Origin of the sequence: Shewanella amazonensis SB2B (assembly GCF_000015245.1) — a bacterium.
Lineage (GTDB): Bacteria > Pseudomonadota > Gammaproteobacteria > Enterobacterales > Shewanellaceae > Shewanella > Shewanella amazonensis.
On the sequence record NC_008700.1, the window covers coordinates 402,943 to 427,857 of the forward strand.

Below are 24,915 nucleotides of genomic sequence, written 5' to 3' on the forward strand. Positions count from 1 at the left end.
CAAAAAGCCTATAAAACCGAAAGTAAGCCGGACTGAATTGACGGATGATGAAAAATTTGGGGGTTGACACTGTTAAGTGGGCAAGTTACATATTAGGCACTCGCTTGGTTTTTGCTCAGCATAAATATCTTATTTTTATGAATAGAATTGTTTCACTAATCAACCTCCTTCTCCTTACTCTCGCAATCCCTGCGCGGAGGAATTAGTGTCGCACGCTCGCTAGCCAAGCAAAGCCTTCACAAAACCCCGCGCCAACCACGCGGGGTTTTTTGTTTTCAAACACATGAGTTGTACAACGAGAACCGAATCGGTTCCATGGAGAATGGGAATGTCAGACAGAGTCATCATTTTTGATACTACCCTGAGAGACGGTGAGCAGGCGCTGGCTGCGAGTCTTTCGGTAAAAGAAAAATTGCAGGTGGCTCTGGCCCTTGAACGTTTGGGCGTGGATGTGATGGAAGTGGGCTTTCCCGTATCCTCTCCCGGTGATTTTGAATCAGTGCAAACCATTGCCCGCCATATTAAAAACAGTCGAGTGTGTGCTTTGTCGCGGGCGCTGGAAAAAGACATAGACGCTGCCGCCCAGGCATTGTCTGTGGCTGAGCAGTTCCGAATTCACACCTTTATTTCCACCTCCAATATCCACGTAGAGAGCAAGCTCAAGCGCTCATTTGATCAAGTGCTGGACATGGCCGTTGGTGCGGTGAAATACGCCCGCCGCTTTACCGATGACGTGGAATTCTCCTGTGAAGATGCGGGCCGCACGCCAATTGATAACCTGTGCCGCATGGTCGAAGCGGCCATTAGTGCCGGTGCCCGCACCATCAATATTCCTGACACCGTTGGCTATACAGTACCCAGCGAATTTGGCGGCATCATCCAGACCCTGTTCAATCGTGTGCCCAATATCGATCAGGCGGTGATCTCAGTGCACTGCCACGACGACCTGGGGCTGTCGGTCGCCAACTCTATCGCCGCAGTGCAGGCCGGTGCTCGCCAGATTGAATGTACCGTGAACGGTATCGGCGAGCGCGCCGGTAACTGCTCGTTGGAAGAAATCGCTATGATCTTGGCCACCCGCAAAGACATGCTGGGTCTGTATACCAATATCAATGCCCGTGAAATTCATCGCACCTCATCACTGGTCAGCCAGCTGTGCAACATGCCCATTCAGCCCAACAAGGCGATTGTCGGCTCCAATGCCTTTACCCACTCATCAGGTATTCACCAGGACGGCATGTTAAAGGCGCAAAACACCTATGAAATCATGACGCCAGAGAGTATTGGTCTGAACCGTAACAACCTGAATATGACCTCGCGTTCCGGTCGTCACGTGATTAAACACCGCATGGAAGAAATGGGTTACGGCGCCGGTGATTACGATATGGATACCCTGTACGCCGCCTTCCTGAAGTTGGCCGACAAAAAGGGCCAGGTATTCGACTACGATCTGGAAGCGTTGGCCTTTATGGAGGCGCAGGCCGAGGATGACGATCATTATGTGATGGAGCAATTGGTAGTGCAGTCAGACTCTACCGAAGGCAAGGCTACCGCTACTGTGCGCATGCGCGTCGGGGACGAGGTCATCACCGAGGCCGCTACCGGTAATGGTCCGGTCGATGCCGCCTATAACGCCATCGCCCGCGCAACCCATCGCACCATTAATATCAGCAGCTACAAGCTTGGTGCCAAAGGCGAGGGGCAAAATGCCCTGGGTCAGGTAGACATTACTGCCCGCTACGATGACCGTAACTTCCACGGCGTGGGATTGGCCACCGATGTAGTTGAGGCCTCGGCTCAGGCGCTGGTCCACGTCATGAACCTGACCTGGCGCGCCGACAAGGTCGCCTATTGCAAGCAGCAGATGCAGCAAACCCGTGAGCTTGGCGGCGTTTAATGCCGTGCTTTTATAGCTTCATCCATTTATCAATGAATTCAATTTAAAAAGAGTGTCAGGGAGTAGAGCAAAGCATGAGTTATCAGATAGCCGTATTGGCCGGTGACGGCATAGGCCCCGAGGTGATGGCAGAGGCACGTAAGGTGCTGGCAGAAGTAGAGGCGCGCTTCGACCTCAATATCGAGTACAGCGAGTACGATGTGGGCGGCATTGCCATCGACAACCACGGCTGTCCGCTGCCTGACGCTACCCTCAAGGGCTGTGAAGCGGCCGATGCCATTTTGTTTGGCTCTGTGGGTGGCCCCAAGTGGGAGCATTTGCCTCCCAACGAGCAGCCAGAGCGCGGTGCGCTGCTGCCGCTGCGTGGTCACTTCGAGCTGTTCTGTAACCTGCGTCCGGCCAGGCTGCACACCGGCCTTGAGCACATGTCGCCGCTGCGCGCGGATATCTCCGCCCAAGGTTTTGATGTGCTGTGCGTGCGTGAGCTCACCGGCGGCATCTACTTCGGTAAGCCAAAAGGCCGTCAGGGCGAGGGCGAAGAGGAAGAAGCCTTCGACACCATGCGTTACAGCCGCCGTGAAATCCGCCGTATTGCCAAAATCGCCTTCGAGGCGGCCCGCGGTCGTCGCGGCAAGGTGACCTCGGTGGACAAAGCCAACGTACTGGCCTGCTCTGTGCTGTGGCGCGAGGTAGTGGAAGAGGTAGCCAAAGACTTCCCCGATGTGACGCTTGAACACATCTATATCGATAACGCCACCATGCAGCTGCTGCGCCGTCCCTTCGATTTCGACGTGATGCTGTGCTCAAACCTGTTCGGTGATATTTTGTCGGACGAAATCGCCATGCTCACCGGCTCCATGGGGCTTTTGTCTTCTGCGTCCATGAACGGTTCAGGCTTCGGCCTGTATGAACCAGCCGGTGGCAGTGCGCCGGATATCGCCGGCAAAGGCATCGCCAACCCGATTGCGCAAATTCTCTCTGCTGCGCTGATGCTGCGTCACAGTCTTAAGCAGGAAGAGGCCGCCGCCTGTATCGAGCGCGCCGTGGGTGCCGCTTTGGAAGCGGGCTTCTTAACCGGCGAGCTGCTGTCTGCTGACCAGCGTCACAATGCTAAATCAACCAAAGAAATGGGCGACTTTATCGCCAATGCAATCCGGGAAGGTGTGTAATGGCAAAGACTCTGTATGAGAAAGTGTGGGACGCCCACCTGGTGGTTGAGCCAGCCGGTGAAGCGCCCATCATCTATGTAGACCGGCATCTGGTGCACGAGGTGACCTCACCTCAGGCATTCAGTGGCCTGAAGATGGCCGGTCGCCCACTGCGGGCAGTGGAAAAAACCTTTGCCACCATGGATCACAATACCTCTACCAAGAGCGCCAGCTTAACAGCATTAAGCCCCATGGCCCGCACTCAGGTAGAGACCCTGGCCGACAACTGCCGCGACTTTAATGTGCGTTTGTACGACATTCACCATCCCAATCAAGGCATTGTGCACGTGATGGGCCCCGAGCTTGGCATTACCCTGCCGGGCACTGTGATTGTGTGCGGCGACTCCCACACCGCCACCCACGGCGCATTCGGTGCGCTGGCCTTCGGTATCGGCACCTCGGAAGTGGAGCACGTACTGGCTACCCAGACCCTGCGTCAGCTCAAGGCCAAGACCATGAAAATCGAGGTGCGCGGCAAGGTGGCCGATGGCATCACCGCCAAGGACATAGTGCTGGCCATTATTGGTAAAATCGGCATGGATGGCGGCACAGGTTATGTGGTGGAGTTCTGCGGCGAGGCCATTCGTGACCTCTCCATGGAGGGGCGTATGACCCTGTGTAATATGGCTATCGAAATGGGTGCCAAGGCCGGTATGGTGGCCCCCGATGAAACCACTTTCGCTTACCTCGAAGGTCGTGAGTTCGCGCCCAAGGGTGATGCCTGGCAGCAGGCGCTGGCCGACTGGCGCGAGCTGCACACGGATGCCGATGCGGTATTTGATGCCGAAGTGGTACTGGAAGCGGCCGCGATTGCGCCGCAGCTGACCTGGGGCACTAACCCGGGGCAGGTGGTGGCCATCGATGGCGTGGTGCCAAACCCCGCCGATGAAACCAATCCCGTGGTGCGCACCAGCATGGAGAAGGCACTGGCCTATGTGGATTTGACCCCGGGCACCCCCATGACCGATATCGCCATCAACAAGGTGTTTATCGGCTCCTGCACCAACTCCCGTATCGAAGACTTGCGCGCTGCGGCGGCGCAGGCCAAGGGACGCAAGGTTGCCAGTGGCGTAACCGCCATTGTGGTGCCGGGCTCAGGTCAGGTAAAACTGCAGGCCGAGGCCGAGGGCCTGGACAAAATCTTCCTTGAGGCGGGTTTTGAGTGGCGCCTGCCGGGCTGCTCCATGTGTTTGGCGATGAACGATGACAGGCTGGAAGCGGGCGATCGCTGCGCCTCCACCAGTAACCGTAACTTTGAAGGACGCCAGGGGCGGGGCAGCCGCACCCATCTGGTGAGCCCTGCCATGGCCGCTGCGGCCGCGGTTGCCGGTCACTTTGTCGATATTCGCGTTCACCGTCCTCTGGAGGATTAATCATGCAGGCATTTACTACTCACACGGGGCTGGCGGTGGCCATAGATTCGGCCAACATAGACACGGATCAGATTATCCCCAAGCAGTTTTTGTCCAAGGTAACCAAGGACGGCTTCGGTATTCATCTGTTCCACGATTGGCGTTATCTGGACGATGCCGGTGACATCCCCAATCCCGAGTTCAACCTCAACAAGCCAAGGTATAAGGGAGCCACTATTCTGCTGGCCCAAGAAAACTTTGGTTGCGGCTCCAGTCGCGAGCACGCCCCCTGGGCGCTGGCGGACTTTGGCCTGCGCGCCATTATCGCGCCCACCTTCGCTGACATCTTCTACGGCAACGCCATCAATAACGGCCTGTTGCCGGTACGCTTGCCTGAAGCCGCGGTGCGTCAGTTGATGGACGAAGTGGAAGCCAATGAAGGTGCCGAGGTGACTGTAGATCTGGAAAACCTCAAGGTGGTGTCGCCCTCGGGCGCCGAGTTTAGCTTTACCCTGGCTGAGTCTGCCCGTCAGAATCTGCTTAAGGGCCTGGATGCCATCGGCCTGACCCTGGCCCACGAAGCGGCCATCAGCGAATACGAGTCACGCATACCGGCCTGGCGACGCTGATTTACCGCTGACATATTTCAGCGTACACCTGTAACAGCCACTTAGATATACGGCCATTTGCGACCTTAGTAGGTTACAAATGGCCGTTTTTTATTGTGGCGATTAAATGTTATCTGCATGAATTAAAAGAATTTAAATCTGTACTTAACCTGGCTTGGGTTTGCTGAGTTTAAAGTGGTAGTGATTTATGCTGAAATCTTGAGTTGTTTTTGGCTTACGTTTGTTTCTTAATGTTTGTTAAATAAATCATTATAAAACAATTGCATGTGCTGATTGTTGTCGCTGTTTTCAATCCGGTTTTGCGAACACCGTCTCTATTTTATGATGCTTTTTTCTGTTTAAAGCTGTGATCTTGGTCATTTTCTCACTCCTGCTGATGATTTTGTTTAGTTGATTATGCTGTTTTGCGGGTTTTGGTTGCAAAGATATTCTGTATGAATACACTGCCATGCACTTGTTTCGAGTGAATGCTCTATTCGTCGAACGCAAAATCAATAACATCAGCAGAGAATGATAATGAAAAAGAGTGTACTGACTTTTGCCGTATCAGCGGCTCTTATGGGGATTACGACTCAGGTTAACGCTGCTGGCTTCCAGCTGGCTGAATACTCTGCCACTGGTCTTGGCCGTGCTTTTGCCGGTGAAGCGGCCATGGCCGACAACGCCGCGGCTCAAGCGCGTAACCCAGCCATGCTGGCATACCTGAGCGGTCGTCAGGTATCCGGCGGCGGTATCTACGTCGCTACCGAAGTGGACGTGACCGGCGATGTGCACATTGCGTCTCCAGTGCTTGGTCCGCAGGGTGTGACGCTGAATGCCGACGCCTATGACGTTGCCGACAGTGCACTTATCCCAAACTTCTATTACTCAAGCCAAATCAATGACAACTGGACCTGGGGTCTGGCTGTTAACTCCAACTACGGCCTGGCCACCGAGCTGCCTGCCACTCACGCGGCCTCCTTGTTTGGCCATCACACCGAAATCACCACAGTTGAGTTCAACCCCAACATCGCATATCGCCTGAACGATGCGGTGACTTTGGGTGCCGGTGTGCGCATTGTTTACGGTGACGGTAGCATTGGTGCAGCTACACCTTACTGGGTGGGCGCCATCAAGGCCAATCCAAACCTGCCAGCACAAATTGCCGCCCGTCTGCCTGAGCCTGGCACTGTGCTCAAAACCATGGAAGGCGATGATGTAAGCTACGGCTGGCAAGTGGGCGGTAGCTGGCAGCCTTCTGAAAACCACAGATTCGGCTTGGCTTATCACAGCGGTGTAGAGCTGGAGCTGTCCGGGAGCGCTGCTGGTCTTGTCTACACTGGTGGCCAGAACCTGGATATTGAAGGTTATCTGCCACTGGAGCTGCCAGCTTTTGCCGAGTTGTCTTCTTTCCATCAGCTGAGTGATGATGTGGCGCTGCACGCCAGCGTTAACTGGACCCAGTGGAGTGTGTTCGACCGTCTGGTGGCTTACTTCCCCGGTGAAACCAAGCCAGTGGGTGGCATCGAGTCCGATCTGGTGAAAGAAGAGAACTTCAAGGACAGCTGGCGCGTTGCCGTAGGTTCTACCTGGAACGTAAACAAAGACTGGACCGTACGCAGCGGCTTTGCGGTTGACCGCACTGCAGTGGATGATGAGTTCCGTACCACCACCATCCCCGACTCTGACCGCCTGTGGTTCAGTCTGGGTGCCGGTTACCGCGCCAGCGAAAACCTGACCGTGGATATGGCCATCACCTATATTCGTGCCCACGGTTTCGCGCCTATCGATGAGCATCAGGATCTGGCCGGTCTGGCTCAGGTCAGCTTTAACGGTGAAGCCGGTGGCAGCGTGTGGCTGGCCGGTGTGCAGTTAAGCTATAAGATGTAATTGCATGTTTGAAAAAAGCCCCGCCCATGCGGGGCTTTTGCTTGCGCCAATATCTTGTATAGTGTTGCTTTTGTGACAGTGTGTTTACGCTGCCTACAGGCCAATTCCGCAAAACAAGAGGTGTTCGATGAAACCCGCTTTCCTGCTCGCTGCTCTGCTTTCCACTCCTGCCGCTGCACAGGCCTCCCCCGAAGCCGTGGTGCGTGAGTTTTTGGCAGCGTTCAATCAACAGAATGTGGCCCAGATGCTGGCCCAAACAAACCAAGCCGTGTATTGGAACCATATCAAAGGCCAAAAGGTGGATACCAAGGCCGAGAGCCAGACCGAGTTTGGTGCGGCACTGCAGGACTATTTTGAGTCTCTGCCCGGTGCGCATGCTGAAATACTGTCGCTGACCGTGTCCGGCAGCTACGTCAGTATTCTCGAGCAGGTCAGTTGGAACCTCGACGGTGAAATCAACAGTCAATGCTCTATTGGTGTGTATGAGCTGTTGGGCGAGAAAATTTCGTCTATCTGGTATTACCCTGCCCATGGCTGTGAACCCAGAGACACCGTGATGGAAGAGGCGCCAGAAGTACCGACACAAGAATAAAAGGACTGCCCCGTGGACAAGCAATATGTGGTTGCGCTGGATCAGGGCACAACCAGTTCCCGCGCCATTGTTTTTGACCGGGATGCCAACCTGGTGGCGGTGTCGCAGCGCGAATTCACTCAAATTTACCCCAAGGGCGGCTGGGTCGAGCACGACCCCATGGAGATCTGGGCATCCCAGAGCTCGACCCTGATTGAAGTCCTGGCCCGTGCCGGTATTCACAGCGATGAAGTGGCTGCTATAGGTATCACCAATCAGCGTGAAACCACCATCATCTGGGACAAACTCACGGGTAAACCTGTGTGCAATGCCATCGTATGGCAGTGCCGCCGCAGTGCCGCGATCTGTGAAGCGCTTAAAGCTCAGGGTTTGGAGCCGCTGTTTCGCGATAAAACAGGCCTCCTGCTCGACCCTTATTTTTCCGGCACCAAAATCAAATGGATTCTGGACAATGTGCCCGGTGTGCGTGAGCGTGCCGACGCGGGTGAGCTGCTGTTTGGCACCGTGGATACCTGGCTGGTGTGGAAACTCACCGAAGGTAAGGTCCATGTCACCGACCCCACCAATGCTTCACGCACCCTGATGTACAATATCCATTCTGGCGAATGGGACTCGGAGTTGCTGAAGGCGCTGGATATTCCAGCCAGCTTATTGCCAGAGGTAAAGTCGTCTCAGGCGGTGTATGGCACCACCCGTATCGCCGGTGAGGGTACTGAAATCCCGGTGGCAGGTATGGCCGGCGATCAGCAGGCGGCGTTGTTTGGCCAGCTGTGTGTCGAGCCCGGTATGGCCAAAAATACCTACGGTACCGGCTGCTTTTTGCTGATGAATACGGGTAAACAAGCTGTCAAATCAGAGCATGGTCTGCTGACTACCATTGCCGTGGGCGATGATGGTGGTATCAGCTATGCACTGGAGGGCGCCGTGTTTATGGGCGGTGCCACCATTCAGTGGCTTAGGGACGAGCTGGGGCTGATTCGTGATGCCAGCGATACCGAATATTTTGCGTCCAAGGTTGACGACACTAATGGCGTGTATCTGGTACCGGCCTTTGTGGGCCTTGGCGCGCCTTATTGGGATCCGGATGCCCGCGGCACCTTGGTTGGGCTGACCCGCGGTGCTAACCGTAACCACATCATCCGGGCGGCGCTGGAATCCATTGCCTACCAAAGCCGTGACCTGCTGGATGCCATGAGCAAAGACAGCGGCGTGGCGCTCAAACAGCTCAAGGTGGATGGCGGCGCGGTAGCCAACGATTTTTTGATGCAGTTTCAGGCCGATATCTCGGGAGTTGAAGTGCTGCGCCCGGCACAGACGGAAACCACCGCTATGGGCGCGGCGTTCCTTGGTGGTCTCGCCGTCGGTTTCTGGTCCAATGTGGATGAAATACGGCACAAGAGCGGCATAGACAGGCGCTTTGTGCCACTGATGGATGATAAAGAAAGAGCGACGCTTTACCTTGGATGGCAAGATGCTGTGCGCCGAAGCCTGAGTAGCTGATTTTAAAGCGTTATTTGTCAGCAACTAAACTTCAATATCGATATGACTACCAGTGCGGCGGGCGCGCCGCTCTACTGCTGGCTTACTGACACTCTCCCTGGGTTTGGGTTGGCCTTTGTTATCATCCGCTTGACCCTGTTTGTGAGCAATATCAGGCGGTAGTTGAGACTGAGGGGCCTCATGGCTATCTTTGTCGATAGCCGTATCATTATCCAGCTGTTTCACCCGGCGGCTCCGCTCCAGCGTTGCCTTTACCGGTCTTGCCAACATGGCATATATGCTGTCCAATCCACTCATTCCCGCCTCCTGTGCTTCCTGCACTGGTTATCGGCATTTGCTGCCTAATATTTAGACATTTTCGTTGCGGGCGGGTTCGGATACCTGACACTGCTTATGCCAATAGCGCTCCTGGGCTTTGTTAGCGAGCCTGACTCGGCCGGTATAAGTGCCATGTTGGCAAGCGAGACGATGCCCTTGCTCTACTTTTTTCCCAAGACGTTTGATATCGGCCTCGGTGGCCGTGGGTGGAGCATCGATAAACACCAGAGTGCAGAGGCCACAGCTGCCGCCGCCGCCACATTGGGTTGGCAGCAGGGGCCGCTCGGCGTTAATGCTTTCAAGTAAGGAGGGGCCGGCACAAAACTGGCCAAGTGCGCTGCCTTGGGTATCCAGCACAAAAAGGCATGGATTGCTTTTTCTATCGTCCGCTTTGTGCCAACGATAAAACCCTGCCTGCCAGCGCTGCCACACGACCAGAGCGCCTGTGAATACCATCAGCAATGTCAGTAACGCAAAAACGCGGATCCCGATATGGTTAAACGCAATGCCATTACCCGGGGCGTAGTCCATAAAGTGCAGCATCAGCAGCAGCTCTTTAAGGTCAGATCCCATGTCTTTATGGCCAAGGAGTTTGCCACTGTCGGCATCGACCAGCACGCGGGTATCTCTGGCGGTTTGGGATTGGAACAGTGCGACCTTGGCCGAGTCGGGGAAACCAATCTCATTGCCGCGCACATATTGCAGCTCGGGTGTCAGTGGCACACTGATACTTGCAGCCGCAATTTCACGGAGCAAAGTATCATCCAGCTTCAGAGGTTCCAGCGTGTCAGCCCAAAGACTCATACTCTGTTCGCCAAGTTGTACCCGATAGACCGGCCGCGATAACAGGTTGTCCAGGCGTATTTCAGTGACGGCGTTGGACAGTGAGATTCTCTCAGGGTCGAAATGCAGTGCTGTGCCAATCGGTGTGTGTATTGCGTCAACGCGATAACGATTTGAATCCAGGTAATCTTCATCAATCAGACTCAACGTCAGGCCAGAGCCGAGCCACAACAGCATTTGCAAACCGCACATAGCTGCAAGATAAAGATGCCACTTTAACCAGTTCATGCCTTTGTCTCCGGTTTTTCGTGCTCCGGAGCAGGCTTTAAACTGCGCCATGCCAGTAATACCCCTGTTAGAGCCAGTAATAACGCCAGCAACGACGCGATGCGAAGCAGATTATTGTGGATATTGTCACGCTCAAGGTAATCCATGATGTGCAGCATCCACAGGAAGTCAAACAGGCGCCAGCCGTCATACCGCTTACCGACGAGCTCGCCGGTACTGGCCGAGAAATAAAGACTGGGTGAAAGAGATGCATCAAAATCAACACGATACAGAGGTAAGAGCCGCGGGCTCATTTCTGCAGGGGCTTGCTCCTCATAGAGGCTCACTTTGACAATAGGATCGTCACTTGTATATACAAGCTTCGCCCGGGCCCTTATTGAGGCTTCATCCGGTGGTGTTAGCAGCTCACCTGTCTTGGCGTCAATGGCCCTGGCTATGCCACCATCTTTAAAGAAATACACGGGGCCTTGGGGTGTCTGCTTCAGACGAATGTGCATCGCACCCGGGTAGTCGGCTTTGACACCGTCGAAGGTGAGTCGTACCTGAGCATGATCGATCGGGAGTAAAGGTTCGGCCACCAGATGATCGCCATGAATATCGTCTATGTCGGTTAGCACCATATAGGCACCGCTGATGGACCAGAGCAAGACTTGTATCCCTATCAGTGGTGCCAACAGCCGGTGCCAGCGTCTAACTTGTGTGATTGATGCCATTAAAAGGGGTTAATCAGTCGAAGGTGTCACGCATCTTCACAGATTTGTGGGAGCCAGTTCAAGGTTGAAAATCCACCTTTTGTTTCTAAAAAGGGACAGCACCTCACCATCCCGGGAAGATTATCAAAAATTCACTGGCATTTAATGTGTGTTTTTTCCACTGTTTAGCAAAATTTTGCCACTTTTCTCCACGCGAACAACAAAGTTTAAACTTCGCGCGAGGCCGCTTGCCGTCTGGATTTATCGCTATTTTGTGCCCTTGACATAGGTTGCGCACTGTCCCTACACTTAGCAATTGTGGGAAATTGTGGATCTTTGTGGATCACGTAACCTCAACAGGGGAAACAGACGACAGTGTTCAAAGGGGCCAGTGCAATCAATCTTGATGCCAAAGGACGGATCGCGATTCCAACGCGATACCGCGAACCCCTGTTGTCCGCCCATGAGGGCAAGTTGGTTATCACGGTAGACATTCAGGCAAATTGCCTGCTTATCTATCCGGCGGATGAGTGGAGCCTGATTGAAGCCAAGTTACTGAAACTGTCCGATACCCAGCCCACAGAACGTGCGCTTAAGCGGATGTTGCTCGGCTATGCCCACGAGATAGAAATGGACAGCAACGGCCGCTTGCTGTTACCGCCCCCTCTGCGTCAGTACGCTCAGCTGGACAAGAAAGCCATGCTGGTGGGGCAACTGAACAAGTTCGAGTTATGGGACGAAGCCCAGTGGCAGGCCCAGATCCAAAGTGCGCAGGATGTTATCCGCAGCGAGGATCTGGCAGCCAATGAGCGTCTTGCAGATTTTTCGCTCTGATGAGTGAACCCAAGGATATAAGAAGAACGCGATGAGCCAGGATTTTGCCCATTTATCCGTACTGCTTGCTGAGACCGTTGACGGGCTCAATATTCGAGCTGACGGCATTTATATTGACGGTACTTTTGGCCGTGGCGGGCATTCCCGTGAGGTATTGTCGCGTCTGGGGGTTGATGGACGCCTGATTGCTATCGACAGAGATCCTCAGGCCATCAAGGCGGCAGAGCAGTTTGCAAACGACAGTCGCTTCCAGATAGTACACGGCGGCTTTGGTCAACTGGCCAACTACGTTGAAGAGCTGGGCCTTGTTGGCAAGATTGATGGGGTCCTGCTGGACTTGGGCGTATCCTCTCCACAGCTTGACGATGCTGAACGGGGTTTCAGCTTTTTACGCGACGGTCCATTGGATATGCGCATGGATAACTCCCAGGGTGAAACGGCGGCCCAATGGTTGGCCCGGGCTGAAATTGAAGACATGGCATGGGTGTTTAAAACCTATGGCGAAGAGCGAAACGCACGCCACATCGCTCGCTGTATCGCAGCCGATAGAGAAAAAACGCCTTTTACCCGGACCAAACAACTGGCAGACCTGATAGCCAGAGTCGCTAAAAGTAAAGAGCGTAACAAGCACCCTGCAACCCGCGTTTTCCAGGCAATCCGCATTTACATCAACAGCGAACTTGAACAGATCGATCAGGCGCTGGAAGGGGCACTCAAGGTGCTCGCTCCCCACGGCCGTCTTTCCATCATCAGTTTCCACTCTTTGGAAGATCGCATTGTGAAGCGTTTTATCCGTCGACACAGCCAAGGGGAGGAGTTACCCCATGGTTTGCCGGTAACCGAAGCGCAGCTGAATAAATCACGTACTCTGATGCCCGTGGGAAAAGCCATGAAGCCGTCAGATGTAGAAATTGAACAAAATGCCAGGGCGCGCAGCTCGGTACTGAGAGTGGCAGAGCGCCTGCCATTCTGAGGAGTTACCGATGAGTAAGCCGCTGAGTTTGCCACGTATTGTGTTGATGGACCTGTGGCATCACAAATGGACGTTTTTACTCGCGCTCTGTGTGATGTTGAATGGTGTAGCAGTTGTATATACAAGCCATGTCAGCCGTAAACTGACGTCAGAAGAAGCGCTGTTGATGCAGGAGCGGGATCGGCTGAACATTGAATGGCGAAATCTGTTGCTTGAAGAGCAATCGCTGGCAGAGCACAGCAGGATCACAAGGATAGCGACTAAGGAACTGAATATGGTCAGACCCCTTCCCAATGAAGAAGTGGTAGTGAGAGTGCCATGAGTAAGCAGGCAAAACGCAACCAGAAAGCACAACCCATCCCATGGCGTCTTTACGTTGTGGTGGGCTTTGTGTGTCTGCTGTTTACCAGTCTGGTTGGCCGCGCCGCTTATATTCAGTTGATTGAGCCTGACAAACTGCGCCGTGAAAGCGATATGCGCACTCTGCGTACCAGCAGCAGCGACGTGCAGCGGGGGCTTATCACCGACCGCAATGGTGAAATGCTGGCCGTGAGTGTGCCGGTGCAGGCGGTATACGCGGATCCCAAAGAGGTCCACGATAAAAATGGCTTTGCTGATATGCGTCGTTGGCAGGCTCTGGCTGACGTACTCCACGAAAAGCCAGATGCCCTGATTTCCCGGGTTCAAGACAACCCAAGTAAACGCTTTACCTATCTGAAACGGCAAATCACCCCCGCAGTGGCAGAGTATATTCGCCAACTCAAGTTGCCCGGTGTTTACCTTAAACCCGAATCACGCCGCTACTATCCGGCCGGGGAGATCACCGCCCAGCTGATTGGGGTAACCAATATTGATGACGTGGGTATCGAAGGGATTGAAAGTACCTACAATAACTGGCTGACAGGAACCCCTGCCAAGCAGAAAGTCCGCAAATCCCGTGATGGCCATGTGGTTGAGCGTTTGGACATAGTGCAGGAAGGTGAGAGTCCCAACGACCTGGTGCTCAGCATTGATCAGCGCATCCAGCAGCTTGCCTACCGGGAGCTGAAGCGCGCCACCGAGATGCATCAGGCGACCTCTGGCTCTGTGGTGGTGATCGATGTGCTGACAGGTGAAGTGCTGGCCATGGCCAACACCCCGTCCTACAACCCCAACAGCCGTGATGACTGGCAAAGCTTCAAGATGCGTAACCGTGCGGTGACTGACACCTTCGAGCCCGGCTCAACGGTAAAACCCTTTGTGGTGGCCGCCGCGCTGGAGTCTGGCACTGTCAAAGCATCTGACATTATCCCCACATCGCCCGGCTGGATGCGTCTGGGCGGACGCCAGGTCCGCGATTCCAACAATTACGGTGACATGTCGCTGACCAAAATTCTGGTGAAGTCGAGCAACATGGGCGTTGCCAAACTCTCCCTCGGTATGCCGGTAGAGCAGCTGCTTGGTACTTACTACTCCATCGGTTTGGGCAATTATTCGGGTATTGGATTACCGGGCGAAAGTGCCGGCCTCATCCAGGAAAAACATCGCTGGTCTGATTTTGAGCGTGCGACACTGGCCTTTGGTTACGGCCTGACTACCACCACGCTGCAGCTGGCACGCATGTATGCAACCCTGGGTAACGGTGGTGTGCTTTATCCCGCATCCATTCTGAAGTTGAAGCAAAAACCCGAAGGTCAGCAGGTGTTGTCACCTCAGGTGGCCAACAACGTAATGAACATGTTGGTGGGTGTAACTGAGCAGGGTGGTACGGCGCGCAAGGCCCATATCGACGGTTATCCTGTCGCAGGTAAAACAGGTACCAGCCGCAAAGCGGTGGCTGGCGGTTACGGTGACGATTATCTGGCCACTTTCGCCGGGGTTGCCCCCGTCAATAACCCCCGGCTTGCCATTGCGGTGGTTATCAACGAACCCAAGGGTGACAGATATTATGGCGGCGATGTGTCGGCGCCTGTGTTTTCAAAGGTGATGGCCGGTGCACTGCAAATGCTGAACGTTGAGCCCATCAGTACCCGCGAGCAAGTGCAGCTGGCGGCGAATTTGCGGGAGGCCGAATGATGTTGCTGAAAGACTTATTGGCCCCCTGGTTTCATTACGCAGGTACTGAGTCGGTTCACGCCCCTGTGATAGACAGTCGGCAGTTAACCGCTGGCGGCCTGTTCATTGCTGTGCCGGGTTACAAAACCGATGGAAGGGCCTATCTTGACGCTGCGTTTGCCAAGGGCGCGGCAGCGGCACTGGTACACACAGATGACCCGGATGAGCATGGTAAGGTCAGCTATGAGCCCGGACTTTGTATCGCCTTTTTCCAACTGAATCGCCAGGTGTCGGCGGTGGCTCGGCAATATTACGCCCTGACGAGGGGCAAGCTCAGGGTGGTGGGGGTTACCGGCACCAATGGCAAAACCTCGGTCAGCCAACTGATTGCCCAACTTACAGAACTTTTGGGCGACAAGGCCGCAGTAATGGGCACCCTCGGCAATGGCCTTTGGGGGCAGTTACAGGATGTGGGCAACACCACCGCCGATGCGGTGCGTGTGATGGCCGATCTCTATGACTTCGAGCATCAGGGCGCCAAGGTGTGCGCAATGGAAGTCTCCAGCCATGGTCTGGTGCAGGGCCGGGTAGAGGCTGTGCCGTTCGAGGTGGCCGTGTTTACCAATCTCAGCCGTGATCATCTGGATTACCACGGCGATATGGATAACTACGCCGCAGCCAAGCGTCGTCTCTTTGCGTTTGGCAGCTTAAGTGCCCGTGTTATCAATCTCGACGATAAAGTCGGTGAGCAATGGTTTGACGGCATGGGCTGTGCCACTGGATTCAGCTGTCTTGGACATGCCAAGGCAGATTGGCGTTTTGAGAACGCTCATTTTCACCATGCGGGCTTCAGTGCAAACCTGGTATGGCCGGGTGGGCAGAAGCCCCTGGAATGCCGATTACTGGGCGCTTTCAATCTTTCCAATCTGCTCGCAGCCCTGTGCGCCATGGCGCAACTGGGATATCAGGTGCCGGACTTGGTCGCGGCTGCGGCCAAACTCGAAGCCGTCCCCGGACGGATGGAGTGTTTCCCCCGTAAAGATGGCGTCTCCCTTGTAGTGGATTATGCCCACACGCCCGATGCCATAGAGCAGGCGCTCAAAGCGGCCCGTCATCACTGTGAAGGGGCGCTTTGGATTGTATTTGGCTGTGGCGGGGACAGAGACAAGGGGAAGCGGCCGCTGATGGCCGAAGCGGCAGAAGCCTTCGCCGATTGCCTGGTGCTGACGTCGGATAATGCCCGCAGCGAAGACCCGGCAGTCATTTTGGAAGATATGAAAGCAGGTCTTGATGCCCCAGAACGTGCCCTGTGTATGGTCGACAGGGTTGCAGCCATACGTCACGCAGTGTCGATGGCCAAACCGGGGGATCTCATTTTGCTGGCCGGTAAGGGGCATGAGACCTATCAAGAGATAGCCGGTGTTAAACATGAATATGATGAGCGTGCCCTGGCACGGGTGTTAAGCGAGGAAAATCTGTGATCCCTCTGAGTCTGACTCAATTGGCGGCAGCCACCCATGGGCGTCTTTGTGGCGAGGATGTTGTCGTGTCACATCTCGACAGCGACAGCCGAAAAATGACCGTGGGCAGCTTGTTTGTGGCATTGAAGGGTGAGCGTTTTGACGGCCATGAGTTTGCCGAAGCCGCCGCAGCAGCAGGGGCATCAGCGCTTTTGGTTGAACGTGAGCTGCCGCTCGCGCTGCCACAACTGGTGGTTGCCGATACACAAAAGGCCATGGGCCAAATTGGCGCCCTGGTGCGCGACAGCGTAAATCCTGTTTGTGTGGCACTGACCGGCTCAAACGGCAAAACCAGTGTAAAAGAGATGGTCGCCACCGTGCTGTCGCAACATCATTCCGTGCTCTTTACCGCAGGTAACTTTAACAATGAAATCGGTGTGCCTCTAACCCTGCTGCGTCTGGAGCAGGGGCACGAGTATGGGGTATTTGAGCTGGGTGCGAACCACAAGGGCGAGATTGATTACACCTCATCACTGGTTCGTCCTTCGGTGTCACTGGTCAACAATGTGGGCAGCGCTCACCTTGAAGGTTTTGGCTCAGAGGCCGGTGTTGCCGAGGCCAAGTCCGAAATCTATCTGCATCTGGCGCAGGACGGTGTGGGGATTGTGAATCTCGACGACCGCTACGCAGAGACCATGCTCAACAAGCTCAAGGGAAAGCGGGTACTGACCTTTGGGCTGGGTGCCGGGGCCGAGATTACCGCCCGGGAAGTGACTGCCGATGCCTTCGGCAGATACAGCTTTTACCTCTGCCATGGCGGAGACCATGTGACTGTGAGTTTGCCGCTGGCAGGCAAGCATCAGGTGTCCAATGCGCTGGCAACGGCCGCCATCTGCATTGCCCTGGGCTTACCTTTGCAAGAGATAGCAGCGGGTCTTGCCAAACTGGCTCCGGTCAAGGGACGTATGATGCCACGCCAGTTGGGACGACTGCTGTTGGTGGACGACAGCTACAATGCCAATCCCAATTCAGTGGGGGCTGCCATCGACTGGCTGAAAGAAATTTCTACAAACAGGACCCTGGTACTGGGCGATTTGGGTGAATTAGGCGACAATGCTGCCCTTTTGCACTTTGAGCTGGGGCAGAAGGCCAAAGAAGCCGGGCTCGACAGCCTGTTTTGTCTGGGCAGTTTGAGCCGCCATGCCAGCCAAGCCTTTGGCAGTAAACATTTCGAAGAGCTGGATGCTCTCGTGAGTGAATTGATTAACTATATCAACGGGGTAGAGGGAGATGTGACCCTGTTGGTGAAAGGGTCTCGCAGCGCCGCCATGGAGCGGGTTGTAGAGGCCTTAACAGCCGCCCATGGGCGCGGGGAGCTGAAATAAATGCTGGTTTATCTGGCCGAATATCTGACCCAGTTTTACACCGGGTTTAACGTGTTTTCCTATGTGACCTTCAGAGCCATTCTGGCGCTGCTGACGGCACTCATGTTCAGCCTCTGGTGGGGCCCCAAGTTGATTGAGCGTCTGCAGGTGCTGCAGATTGGTCAGGTAGTGCGTAACGATGGCCCAGAATCACATTTCAGCAAGCGCGGCACCCCAACCATGGGTGGCTTGTTGATTTTGGCCGGCATCTTTATCGGCGTATTGCTGTGGGGTGATTTGGGTAGCCGCTACGTGTGGGTCATGCTGTTTGTGCTTGGCTCTTTTGGCCTGATAGGCTTTATCGACGACTACCGCAAGGTGGTCCGCAAAGACCCCAAGGGACTGATTGCCCGCTGGAAATACATTTTTCAGTCGCTGGCGGCACTCGTGGTGGCCTTTTACCTGTTTTACTCGACCAAGCATCCGGGTGAAACCCAGTTGGTGGTGCCTTTCTTTAAAGACATTCTGCCGCAGCTTGGCCTGATGTTTATTGTGCTGACCTATTTCACCATTGTGGGCGCCAGTAACGCCGTGAACCTGACCGATGGCCTGGATGGGCTCGCTATTATGCCAACCGTGATGGTGGCTGCGGCCTTCGCGCTGATTGCTTACCTGTCGGGTCACGTTCAGTTTGCCAACTACTTGCATATCCCTTATTTGCCAGGCTCGGGGGAACTGGTCATTGTCTGTACCGCCATTGTTGGTGCGGGCCTCGGCTTTTTGTGGTTCAACACCTATCCCGCACAGGTTTTTATGGGTGACGTGGGCTCGCTGTCACTTGGTGCAGCACTCGGCACCATCGCCGTGCTGGTACGTCAGGAAATCCTGCTGGTGATCATGGGCGGTGTGTTTGTGATGGAAACCCTGTCGGTAATTTTACAGGTGGGTTCTTACAAGCTCCGTGGCCAGCGGATTTTCCGCATGGCGCCGATTCACCACCACTATGAGCTCAAAGGCTGGCCGGAACCCCGGGTAATTGTCCGCTTCTGGATTATCTCCCTGTTCCTGGTGCTGCTGGGTCTGGCCACGCTGAAGCTGAGGTAATTATGGGTCTGCCACTGGATAAGCCACACTCACACGTCGTTCTGGGCCTTGGTGCCACGGGACTGTCTGTGGTGCGCTTTCTGGCACGCAAAGGCATAGTGCCGCTGGTGATGGACAGCCGTCGCCAGCCGCCGGGTATGGATGTACTCAGTGCCGAGTTTCCGGATGTTACGCTGGTTACGGGGGGCTTCGACTGCCGCTATCTGGTGCAGGCTCAGAGCATCATCATCAGCCCGGGTATTGCCGTCGATACCCCAGAGGTGCGTGCGGCCATGGACATGGGCATTGAAGTGATTGGCGATGTCGAGCTTTTTGCCCGCGAAATACAGGACATGGCGCCCTGCGTGCTGGCCATTACAGGCTCCAATGGCAAGTCAACCGTGACTACTCTGGTGGGGGAAATGGCCAGGGCTGATAACAAGGCCGTAGCCGTTGGCGGCAATATTGGCGTACCTGCGCTGGAGCTGCTGGGCAAAGGCGCCGAGCTCTTTGTGCTGGAACTGTCCAGCTTCCAACTGGAAACCACCCACAGTCTTCATTGTATTGCAGGCACCTGCCTGAACATCAGTGAAGACCATATGGACAGGTACACAGATCTTGAAGCCTATCGTCAGGCCAAATTGCGGCTCTATCCGCAAAGTAAGCTCAGCGTCTACAACCGGGACGATGCGGCGACCATACCTGACGAACCACGCAATACCGTCAGTTTTGGCTTGGGTGTACCCGAGCTTGATGACTGGGGGCTGATGGATGGCAAAATTTACCACGGCGCCAGTGAAATCATGAATTTATTGGACGTGGCGTTGATTGGCAGCCATAACCACGCCAACCTGCTCGCCGCCATGGCACTGTGCGAAGCCGCAGGTATTTCCCGCGAGGCCATGGTGAAGGTCGCGAAGGAATTTACCGGGCTGGCGCACCGCTGCGAATTGGTGGCAAGCCACAACAGCATTGCCTGGGTCAACGACTCAAAGGCCACCAATGTGGGGGCAACTGTTGCAGCGCTCAATGGCCTTGCTGAACATCTGGGTGACATCATTCTGATTGCCGGCGGTGATGGTAAAGGGGCCGACTTCGAACCTCTGCGCGGTGCGCTGGGGGCTGTTAGCCACCTTATTACCCTGGGCCGCGATGGCGACAAGATTGCCGTGCTGAAAGAAGGCGCCATCAAGGTGGCAACCATGGCGGAAGCGGTTGAAAAGGCAAAAGCCCTGGCAAACCCGGGTGACATTGTGCTCTTGTCTCCAGCCTGCGCCAGCCTGGACATGTACACCAACTTTATGGCCCGAGGGGATGATTTCAGGGCCAATGTGGAGCGGGTCTATGGCAACTGACAGCAAACAGCTCACCCTGTTTGAGCGTAGCGGCCATTTCTGGACCAGCTGGCTAAGCGGACGCAGTGCGCCCGGCAACCAGCTGTATGACCGTGCGCTGCTGTCTGTTGTGTTGGGATTGATGGGATTTGGCTTTGTGATGGTGATGTCGGCCTCCATGCCCGAAGCCCAGAGTTTGAAGGACGACCCCTTCCACTTTATGTACCGCCATGTGTTTTATCTGGTGGGTTGTGTGGCGATTGCCACTGTGGTGCTGCGTATCCCCATGGCGAGCTGGCAAAAATACAGCCCCTTGTTATTGCTGGGGGTCTTTGTGCTGCTTATCGCCGTGCTGGTGGTGGGCACTACCGTGAATGGTGCCAGGCGTTGGCTCAGCGTGGGCCCGATACGCATTCAGGTAGCCGAAATGGCCAAACTGGTATTTGCCATTTACCTGTCGGGCTACCTAGTGCGCAGGCTCCAGGAAGTGCGTGAAAATGCCAAGGGGTTTTATAAGCCCATCGCCGTGTTTGCGCTTTATGCACTCTTGATCCTGGCCCAGCCGGATCTGGGCACTGTGGTGGTGCTTTTTGTGGGCACAGTTGGCCTGCTGTTCCTGGCCGGCGCCAGGCTGCTCGACTTTTTTATGTTGATTTTTGCCGGCGTGATGGCCTTCGTCGCTCTGGTTGTGCTCGAGCCTTACCGTGTTGCCCGGGTGACATCTTTCCTTAATCCCTGGGAAGATCCCTTCGGCAGCGGTTACCAGCTCACTCAGTCACTGATGGCCTATGGTCGGGGTGACTGGCTGGGGCAGGGACTGGGCAACAGTATTCAGAAACTGGAATATCTGCCTGAGGCCCATACCGACTTTATTTTTGCCGTAATCGGTGAAGAGCTGGGATTTATCGGCATTGTAATGGTATTGCTGGCGTTGATGTTTGTGGCACTGCGCGCCATCCGGTTGGGTAACGAGTGTTTGGGGCTTGAGCGTGCCTTTGAAGGCTACCTCGCCTATGCCATCGGTATTTGGATTTGTTTCCAAACCGTGGTGAATGTGGGGGCCAGTATCGGCATGTTGCCCACCAAGGGACTGACGCTGCCGTTTATCAGTTACGGCGGCTCCAGTTTGTGGGTAATGACCTCGGCTGTGTGTATTTTGCTTCGCATCGATTATGAAAAACGCCTGAGTCAGATTCAGGCCGTACAGGGGAGACTCTAAATGGGCCCACAGACAGGCAAAAGACTCTTGGTGATGGCCGGTGGCACCGGTGGTCACGTCTTTCCTGCACTGGCGGTGGCCCGACGTCTCGCCAGTGAAGGGTGGCAAATACGCTGGCTTGGCACGGCCGATCGTATGGAGGCGCGCTTGGTACCTCAGCACGGTTTCGATATCGACTTTATCGATATTCAGGGCGTGCGCGGAAATGGTTTGCTGCGTAAGCTCGCTGCGCCTTTTAAGGTGCTGCGATCCGTGATGCAGGCGAGAAAGGTTATCCGTGAGTTCAAGCCGGACGTGGTGCTTGGCATGGGTGGCTTTGCCAGCGGTCCGGGCGGTGTTGCTGCAAAACTTTGCGGCATTCCCCTGGTGCTCCATGAGCAAAACGCCATTCCGGGGATGACCAATAAGCTTTTATCCCGGATTGCGACCCGGGTGCTCTGTGCGTTTGAGGGCGCCTTCGGTTCTTTGGGCACAACCGTGGGGAATCCCATCCGCGAAGAGCTGGTGGCATTGGGAGCCAAGCCCCGGGAATCACGTACCGAAGCGCTGAAAGTGCTGGTGGTCGGCGGCAGCTTGGGTGCCAAGGTGTTTAACGATCTGATGCCTTCGGTCACTGCCCGTATCGCCCAACTTCAGCCAGTGACTGTGTGGCACCAGACAGGTAAGAACAATCTGTCGACGGTGCAGGCCGAATATCAGCTGCAGGGCCAGGACGGCGGCGTCAAGATTGCTGAATTTATTGATGATATGGAAGCTGCCTATCGCTGGGCCGATGTGGTGCTTTGCCGGGCGGGCGCCTTGACCGTATCTGAGCTCGCCGCCGTGGGACTGCCCAGTATTCTGGTGCCTTATCCCCATGCGGTGGACGACCATCAAACCATGAATGCCCGGGTATTGGTGGATGCAGGCGCGGCCTTTTTGGTGCCCCAGCCCATTGCCACCACAGAACTTTTGGCCGACAAGCTGCAGTTGCTTGCCGGTGACAGAGATGAATTGACCCGTATGGGTGAAAGGGCCAGGGCGGCGGCCGTACTGGATGCCACCGAACGTGTGGCAGAGGTTTGCCGCGAACTGGCGAAATAAAGGTTAGTTATGACACAGACAGAGAAGTACAGACAGCTTCGTACCATGATCCCCGAGATGCGCCGCGTGCGCCGCATCCACTTTGTTGGCATCGGCGGGGCCGGTATGGGCGGGATCGCCGAAGTACTGGTGAACGAAGGCTATCAGGTCAGCGGGTCGGACATTGCCGACAATGCCGTGACAGAGCGTCTGGGAAGTCTGGGTGCCCGTATTTTTATAGGTCATGGCGCCGATAACGTCAGTGGTGTGGATGTAGTGGTGGTATCGACCGCCATCAAGCACGACAACCCTGAAATCGCTGCGGCCAAAGAGAAGCGTATTCCCATTGTGCGCCGTGCAGAGATGCTTGCCGAGCTGATGCGTTATCGCCATGGCGTGGCCGTTGCCGGTACCCACGGTAAAACCACCACTACCAGTTTGATTGCCAGTATCTATGGGCAGGCCGAGCGTGACCCGACTTTTGTGATTGGTGGGCTGCTTAACAGTGCCGGTACCAATGCCCGTCTGGGCTCAAGCCGTTATCTGATTGCCGAAGCCGACGAGAGTGATGCGAGCTTCCTGCACCTGCAGCCAATGGTGACCGTGGTCACCAACATCGAAGCCGACCACATGGATACCTATGGCGGTGACTTCGAAAAGCTCAAGTCCACTTTCGTGGATTTTATGCACAATCTGCCGTTTTACGGTGTGGCCGTGGTCTGCGTGGACGACCCTGTGGTGCGCGAGCTTATCCCACGCATTGGCCGCCAGGTAGTGACTTATGGTTTCAGTGACGATGCCGACGTGCAGGCGCTGAACTTTGTACAGGAAGGCCACAGCTGCCGCTTTACCGTGCGCCGCAAGGGCAAAGACGATCTGTCGCTCAAGGTCAATCTGCCGGGGCAGCACAATGTGCTTAACTCCCTGGCGGCCATTGCCGTGGCCACCGAGGATGACATTGAAGACGAGGCTATCGTCAAGGCGCTGGCCGAATTCCAGGGCATTGGCCGCCGCTTCCAGCATCTGGGTAAGTTTGCGACCCCCAACGGTGAGGTCATGCTGGTGGATGACTACGGCCACCACCCCAGCGAAGTGCTTGCGACCATTAAAGCCGCCCGCGCCGGTTGGCCCGATAAGCGCCTTGTGATGGCCTATCAGCCCCACAGGTACACACGTACCCGTGACCTGTACGAGGACTTCGTCGAGGTCTTGTCTCAGGTCGACAAGCTGGTATTGCTGGAAGTGTACGCCGCGGGCGAAACGCCCATTCCCGGCGCTGATGGCCGCGCCTTATGCCGCTCAATCCGTCAGCGTGGTCAGTTGGAACCGATTTTTGTGGCAAGCCCAGAGCAGCTGACATCAGTGCTGCCGGATGTGTTGGCCGATGGCGATCTACTGCTGTGTCAGGGCGCAGGCAATATAGGTGCCTTGTCCCGGGAGTTGGCGGCGACAGAGCTTGGATTTGCCAAGGTGGAAAATAACTGAATGCTGTTGAAAATTTCATCAGTTAAGTGGTTGTTCTCTTTGGCCTTTGACCTGAGATCCCGGGTCTATATAATGGCCGGTTATTCTGTGGCTCGGCGCTGAGGAGCAGGCGTTGGCAAGAGACAGGAAAACCCCGACGCGCAGGGCGCCGCCGGAAAAGCGGCCCAGAGGGCCGGAGCTTCGCCAGCGCGGAGTGCAGTTTTGGGCAGGATTATGTTCGCTTAATTGGTATCTCATCACCGGATTCAGCTTTTTTCTGCTGGTGCTGGCAGGTTTGGGGTACAGCGGATATCGGCTCCATGGGCTGTTAAATAACGCTGAAGCCTTGCCCATTGAGGCCCTGGTTATCAAGGGTGACCGGGTATACACCACGGAAGAGGAAATCCGTGGTGCCATGGAGAAGCTGATGGCACGAAGCTTTTTCAGCGCCGATGTGATGGAAATACAGCAGGCGATTGAAGCCCTGCCTTGGGTATACAAGGCATCGGTACGCCGGATGTGGCCCGCGCGAATCAAGGTGTACCTGCAGGAGCAGCAGGCAGCTGCCCGTTGGAACGGCATGGATTGGGTCAATGAGCAGGGCGAGGTGTTCAGCGCACCTGAGCAGCAGGGGCTGACCGACCTGCCCAAACTGTCAGGACCCGAGAATATGTCGGCAGAGGTGCTCACCTCTTATAGGCAGATAGCGGAATTGCTGCAGATTAATGGCTATGGGCTAGAAAGCCTGAGCCTGAGCCCAAGACATGCGTGGATTGCCGTGCTTGATAATGGCATCACACTGGAGCTTGGGAGGGAAGACAAGATGGCGAGGGTGCAGCGTTTTATCAATGTGTACCCGACGCTGGCTAAGCAGCCCAAGGCTGTCGCCCGGGTGGATTTGCGCTACGACACAGGATTGGCCGTAGGCTGGAATGAGACAAAACAAGAGAGTCGCTAACT

The 24,915-nt window shown here is 55.3% G+C and carries 22 protein-coding genes; 19 read left to right on the top strand and 3 right to left on the bottom strand.

The annotated features are described in order from the left end of the window. The first annotated feature begins 328 nt into the window (after positions 1–328). The 7 genes from leuA to glpK all read left to right on the top strand — a co-directional run bounded on the left by leuA (position 329) and on the right by glpK (position 9,047). Positions 329–1,897 carry a 2-isopropylmalate synthase gene (gene leuA, locus SAMA_RS01795; protein WP_011758456.1) on the top strand — a complete coding sequence of 523 codons (1,569 nt, stop codon included), beginning with the start codon at positions 329–331 and terminating at the stop codon, positions 1,895–1,897. A gap of 74 nt (positions 1,898–1,971) precedes the next feature. After that, positions 1,972–3,066 (top strand): 3-isopropylmalate dehydrogenase, encoded by a 1,095-nt coding sequence (leuB, locus tag SAMA_RS01800; RefSeq protein ID WP_011758457.1) that lies wholly within the window; start codon positions 1,972–1,974, stop codon positions 3,064–3,066. Beyond that, positions 3,066–4,478 carry a 3-isopropylmalate dehydratase large subunit gene (gene leuC / locus SAMA_RS01805; protein WP_011758458.1) on the top strand — a complete coding sequence of 471 codons (1,413 nt, stop codon included), beginning with the start codon at positions 3,066–3,068 and terminating at the stop codon, positions 4,476–4,478. The genes leuB and leuC overlap by 1 nt, the downstream gene beginning before the upstream one ends. Positions 4,479–4,480: 2 nt before the next feature. Next, entirely contained in the window at positions 4,481–5,086 is a 606-nt protein-coding gene (gene leuD, locus SAMA_RS01810; protein WP_011758459.1) for a 3-isopropylmalate dehydratase small subunit, read from the top strand. A gap of 516 nt (positions 5,087–5,602) precedes the next feature. Then, the gene (locus SAMA_RS01815) at positions 5,603–6,955 is read left to right on the top strand and encodes an outer membrane protein transport protein (RefSeq protein WP_041409640.1); all 1,353 of its coding nucleotides are present in this window, start codon (positions 5,603–5,605) and stop codon (positions 6,953–6,955) included. 127 nt (positions 6,956–7,082) lie between these two features. Then, a complete protein-coding gene (locus SAMA_RS01820; protein ID WP_011758461.1) occupies positions 7,083–7,547 on the top strand; it encodes a nuclear transport factor 2 family protein in 465 nt (154 codons plus the stop codon). A gap of 12 nt (positions 7,548–7,559) precedes the next feature. After that, positions 7,560–9,047 carry a glycerol kinase GlpK gene (glpK, locus tag SAMA_RS01825; protein ID WP_011758462.1) on the top strand — a complete coding sequence of 496 codons (1,488 nt, stop codon included), beginning with the start codon at positions 7,560–7,562 and terminating at the stop codon, positions 9,045–9,047. 24 nt (positions 9,048–9,071) lie between these two features. Here the strand turns inward: glpK and SAMA_RS01830 are convergent, their stop codons facing one another. The 3 genes from SAMA_RS01830 to SAMA_RS01840 are packed head-to-tail and all read right to left on the bottom strand — an operon-like array spanning position 9,072 to position 11,149. After that, on the bottom strand, positions 9,072–9,344 hold the full coding sequence (locus SAMA_RS01830) for a hypothetical protein (protein WP_049757746.1): 273 nt from the start codon (positions 9,342–9,344) through the stop codon (positions 9,072–9,074). Positions 9,345–9,395: 51 nt separating this feature from the next. Beyond that, on the bottom strand, positions 9,396–10,436 hold the full coding sequence (locus SAMA_RS01835; RefSeq protein WP_011758464.1) for a PepSY domain-containing protein: 1,041 nt from the start codon (positions 10,434–10,436) through the stop codon (positions 9,396–9,398). Further along, positions 10,433–11,149, bottom strand: coding sequence for a PepSY domain-containing protein (locus SAMA_RS01840; RefSeq protein WP_011758465.1), 717 nt, complete (start codon positions 11,147–11,149; stop codon positions 10,433–10,435). Before SAMA_RS01840 ends, SAMA_RS01835 begins: the two co-directional genes overlap by 4 nt. Positions 11,150–11,503: 354 nt before the next feature. Between SAMA_RS01840 and mraZ the strand changes: the two genes are divergently transcribed. The 12 genes from mraZ to SAMA_RS01900 all read left to right on the top strand — a co-directional run bounded on the left by mraZ (position 11,504) and on the right by SAMA_RS01900 (position 24,913). Beyond that, complete coding sequence (gene mraZ, locus SAMA_RS01845) at positions 11,504–11,962, top strand: division/cell wall cluster transcriptional repressor MraZ (protein WP_011758466.1); 459 nt, start codon at positions 11,504–11,506, stop codon at positions 11,960–11,962. A gap of 31 nt (positions 11,963–11,993) precedes the next feature. After that, on the top strand, positions 11,994–12,935 hold the full coding sequence (gene rsmH, locus SAMA_RS01850) for a 16S rRNA (cytosine(1402)-N(4))-methyltransferase RsmH (protein ID WP_011758467.1): 942 nt from the start codon (positions 11,994–11,996) through the stop codon (positions 12,933–12,935). A 10-nt stretch (positions 12,936–12,945) separates the two neighbouring features. Next, positions 12,946–13,257 (top strand): cell division protein FtsL, encoded by a 312-nt coding sequence (ftsL, locus tag SAMA_RS01855; RefSeq protein WP_011758468.1) that lies wholly within the window; start codon positions 12,946–12,948, stop codon positions 13,255–13,257. Next, positions 13,254–14,990, top strand: a complete 1,737-nt coding sequence (locus tag SAMA_RS01860; RefSeq protein WP_011758469.1) for a peptidoglycan glycosyltransferase FtsI — start codon at positions 13,254–13,256, stop codon at positions 14,988–14,990. The genes ftsL and SAMA_RS01860 overlap by 4 nt, the downstream gene beginning before the upstream one ends. Beyond that, positions 14,987–16,450 carry a UDP-N-acetylmuramoyl-L-alanyl-D-glutamate--2,6-diaminopimelate ligase gene (gene murE / locus SAMA_RS01865; protein WP_011758470.1) on the top strand — a complete coding sequence of 488 codons (1,464 nt, stop codon included), beginning with the start codon at positions 14,987–14,989 and terminating at the stop codon, positions 16,448–16,450. The genes SAMA_RS01860 and murE overlap by 4 nt, the downstream gene beginning before the upstream one ends. Beyond that, entirely contained in the window at positions 16,447–17,814 is a 1,368-nt protein-coding gene (locus tag SAMA_RS01870) for a UDP-N-acetylmuramoyl-tripeptide--D-alanyl-D-alanine ligase (protein ID WP_011758471.1), read from the top strand. Before murE ends, SAMA_RS01870 begins: the two co-directional genes overlap by 4 nt. Continuing rightward, positions 17,815–18,897 carry a phospho-N-acetylmuramoyl-pentapeptide-transferase gene (gene mraY / locus SAMA_RS01875; RefSeq protein WP_011758472.1) on the top strand — a complete coding sequence of 361 codons (1,083 nt, stop codon included), beginning with the start codon at positions 17,815–17,817 and terminating at the stop codon, positions 18,895–18,897. A gap of 2 nt (positions 18,898–18,899) precedes the next feature. After that, entirely contained in the window at positions 18,900–20,231 is a 1,332-nt protein-coding gene (murD, locus tag SAMA_RS01880) for a UDP-N-acetylmuramoyl-L-alanine--D-glutamate ligase (RefSeq protein ID WP_011758473.1), read from the top strand. Further along, positions 20,221–21,429 carry a cell division protein FtsW gene (gene ftsW, locus SAMA_RS01885; protein WP_011758474.1) on the top strand — a complete coding sequence of 403 codons (1,209 nt, stop codon included), beginning with the start codon at positions 20,221–20,223 and terminating at the stop codon, positions 21,427–21,429. The genes murD and ftsW overlap by 11 nt, the downstream gene beginning before the upstream one ends. Beyond that, positions 21,430–22,512, top strand: a complete 1,083-nt coding sequence (murG, locus tag SAMA_RS01890) for an undecaprenyldiphospho-muramoylpentapeptide beta-N-acetylglucosaminyltransferase (protein ID WP_011758475.1) — start codon at positions 21,430–21,432, stop codon at positions 22,510–22,512. It abuts the gene before it with no gap. A gap of 9 nt (positions 22,513–22,521) precedes the next feature. After that, positions 22,522–23,976: a UDP-N-acetylmuramate--L-alanine ligase gene (gene murC, locus SAMA_RS01895; protein ID WP_011758476.1), complete on the top strand. Its 1,455-nt coding sequence runs from the start codon at positions 22,522–22,524 to the stop codon at positions 23,974–23,976. Positions 23,977–24,169: 193 nt separating this feature from the next. After that, complete coding sequence (locus tag SAMA_RS01900; protein WP_041409641.1) at positions 24,170–24,913, top strand: cell division protein FtsQ/DivIB; 744 nt, start codon at positions 24,170–24,172, stop codon at positions 24,911–24,913. Positions 24,914–24,915 lie beyond the last annotated feature (2 nt).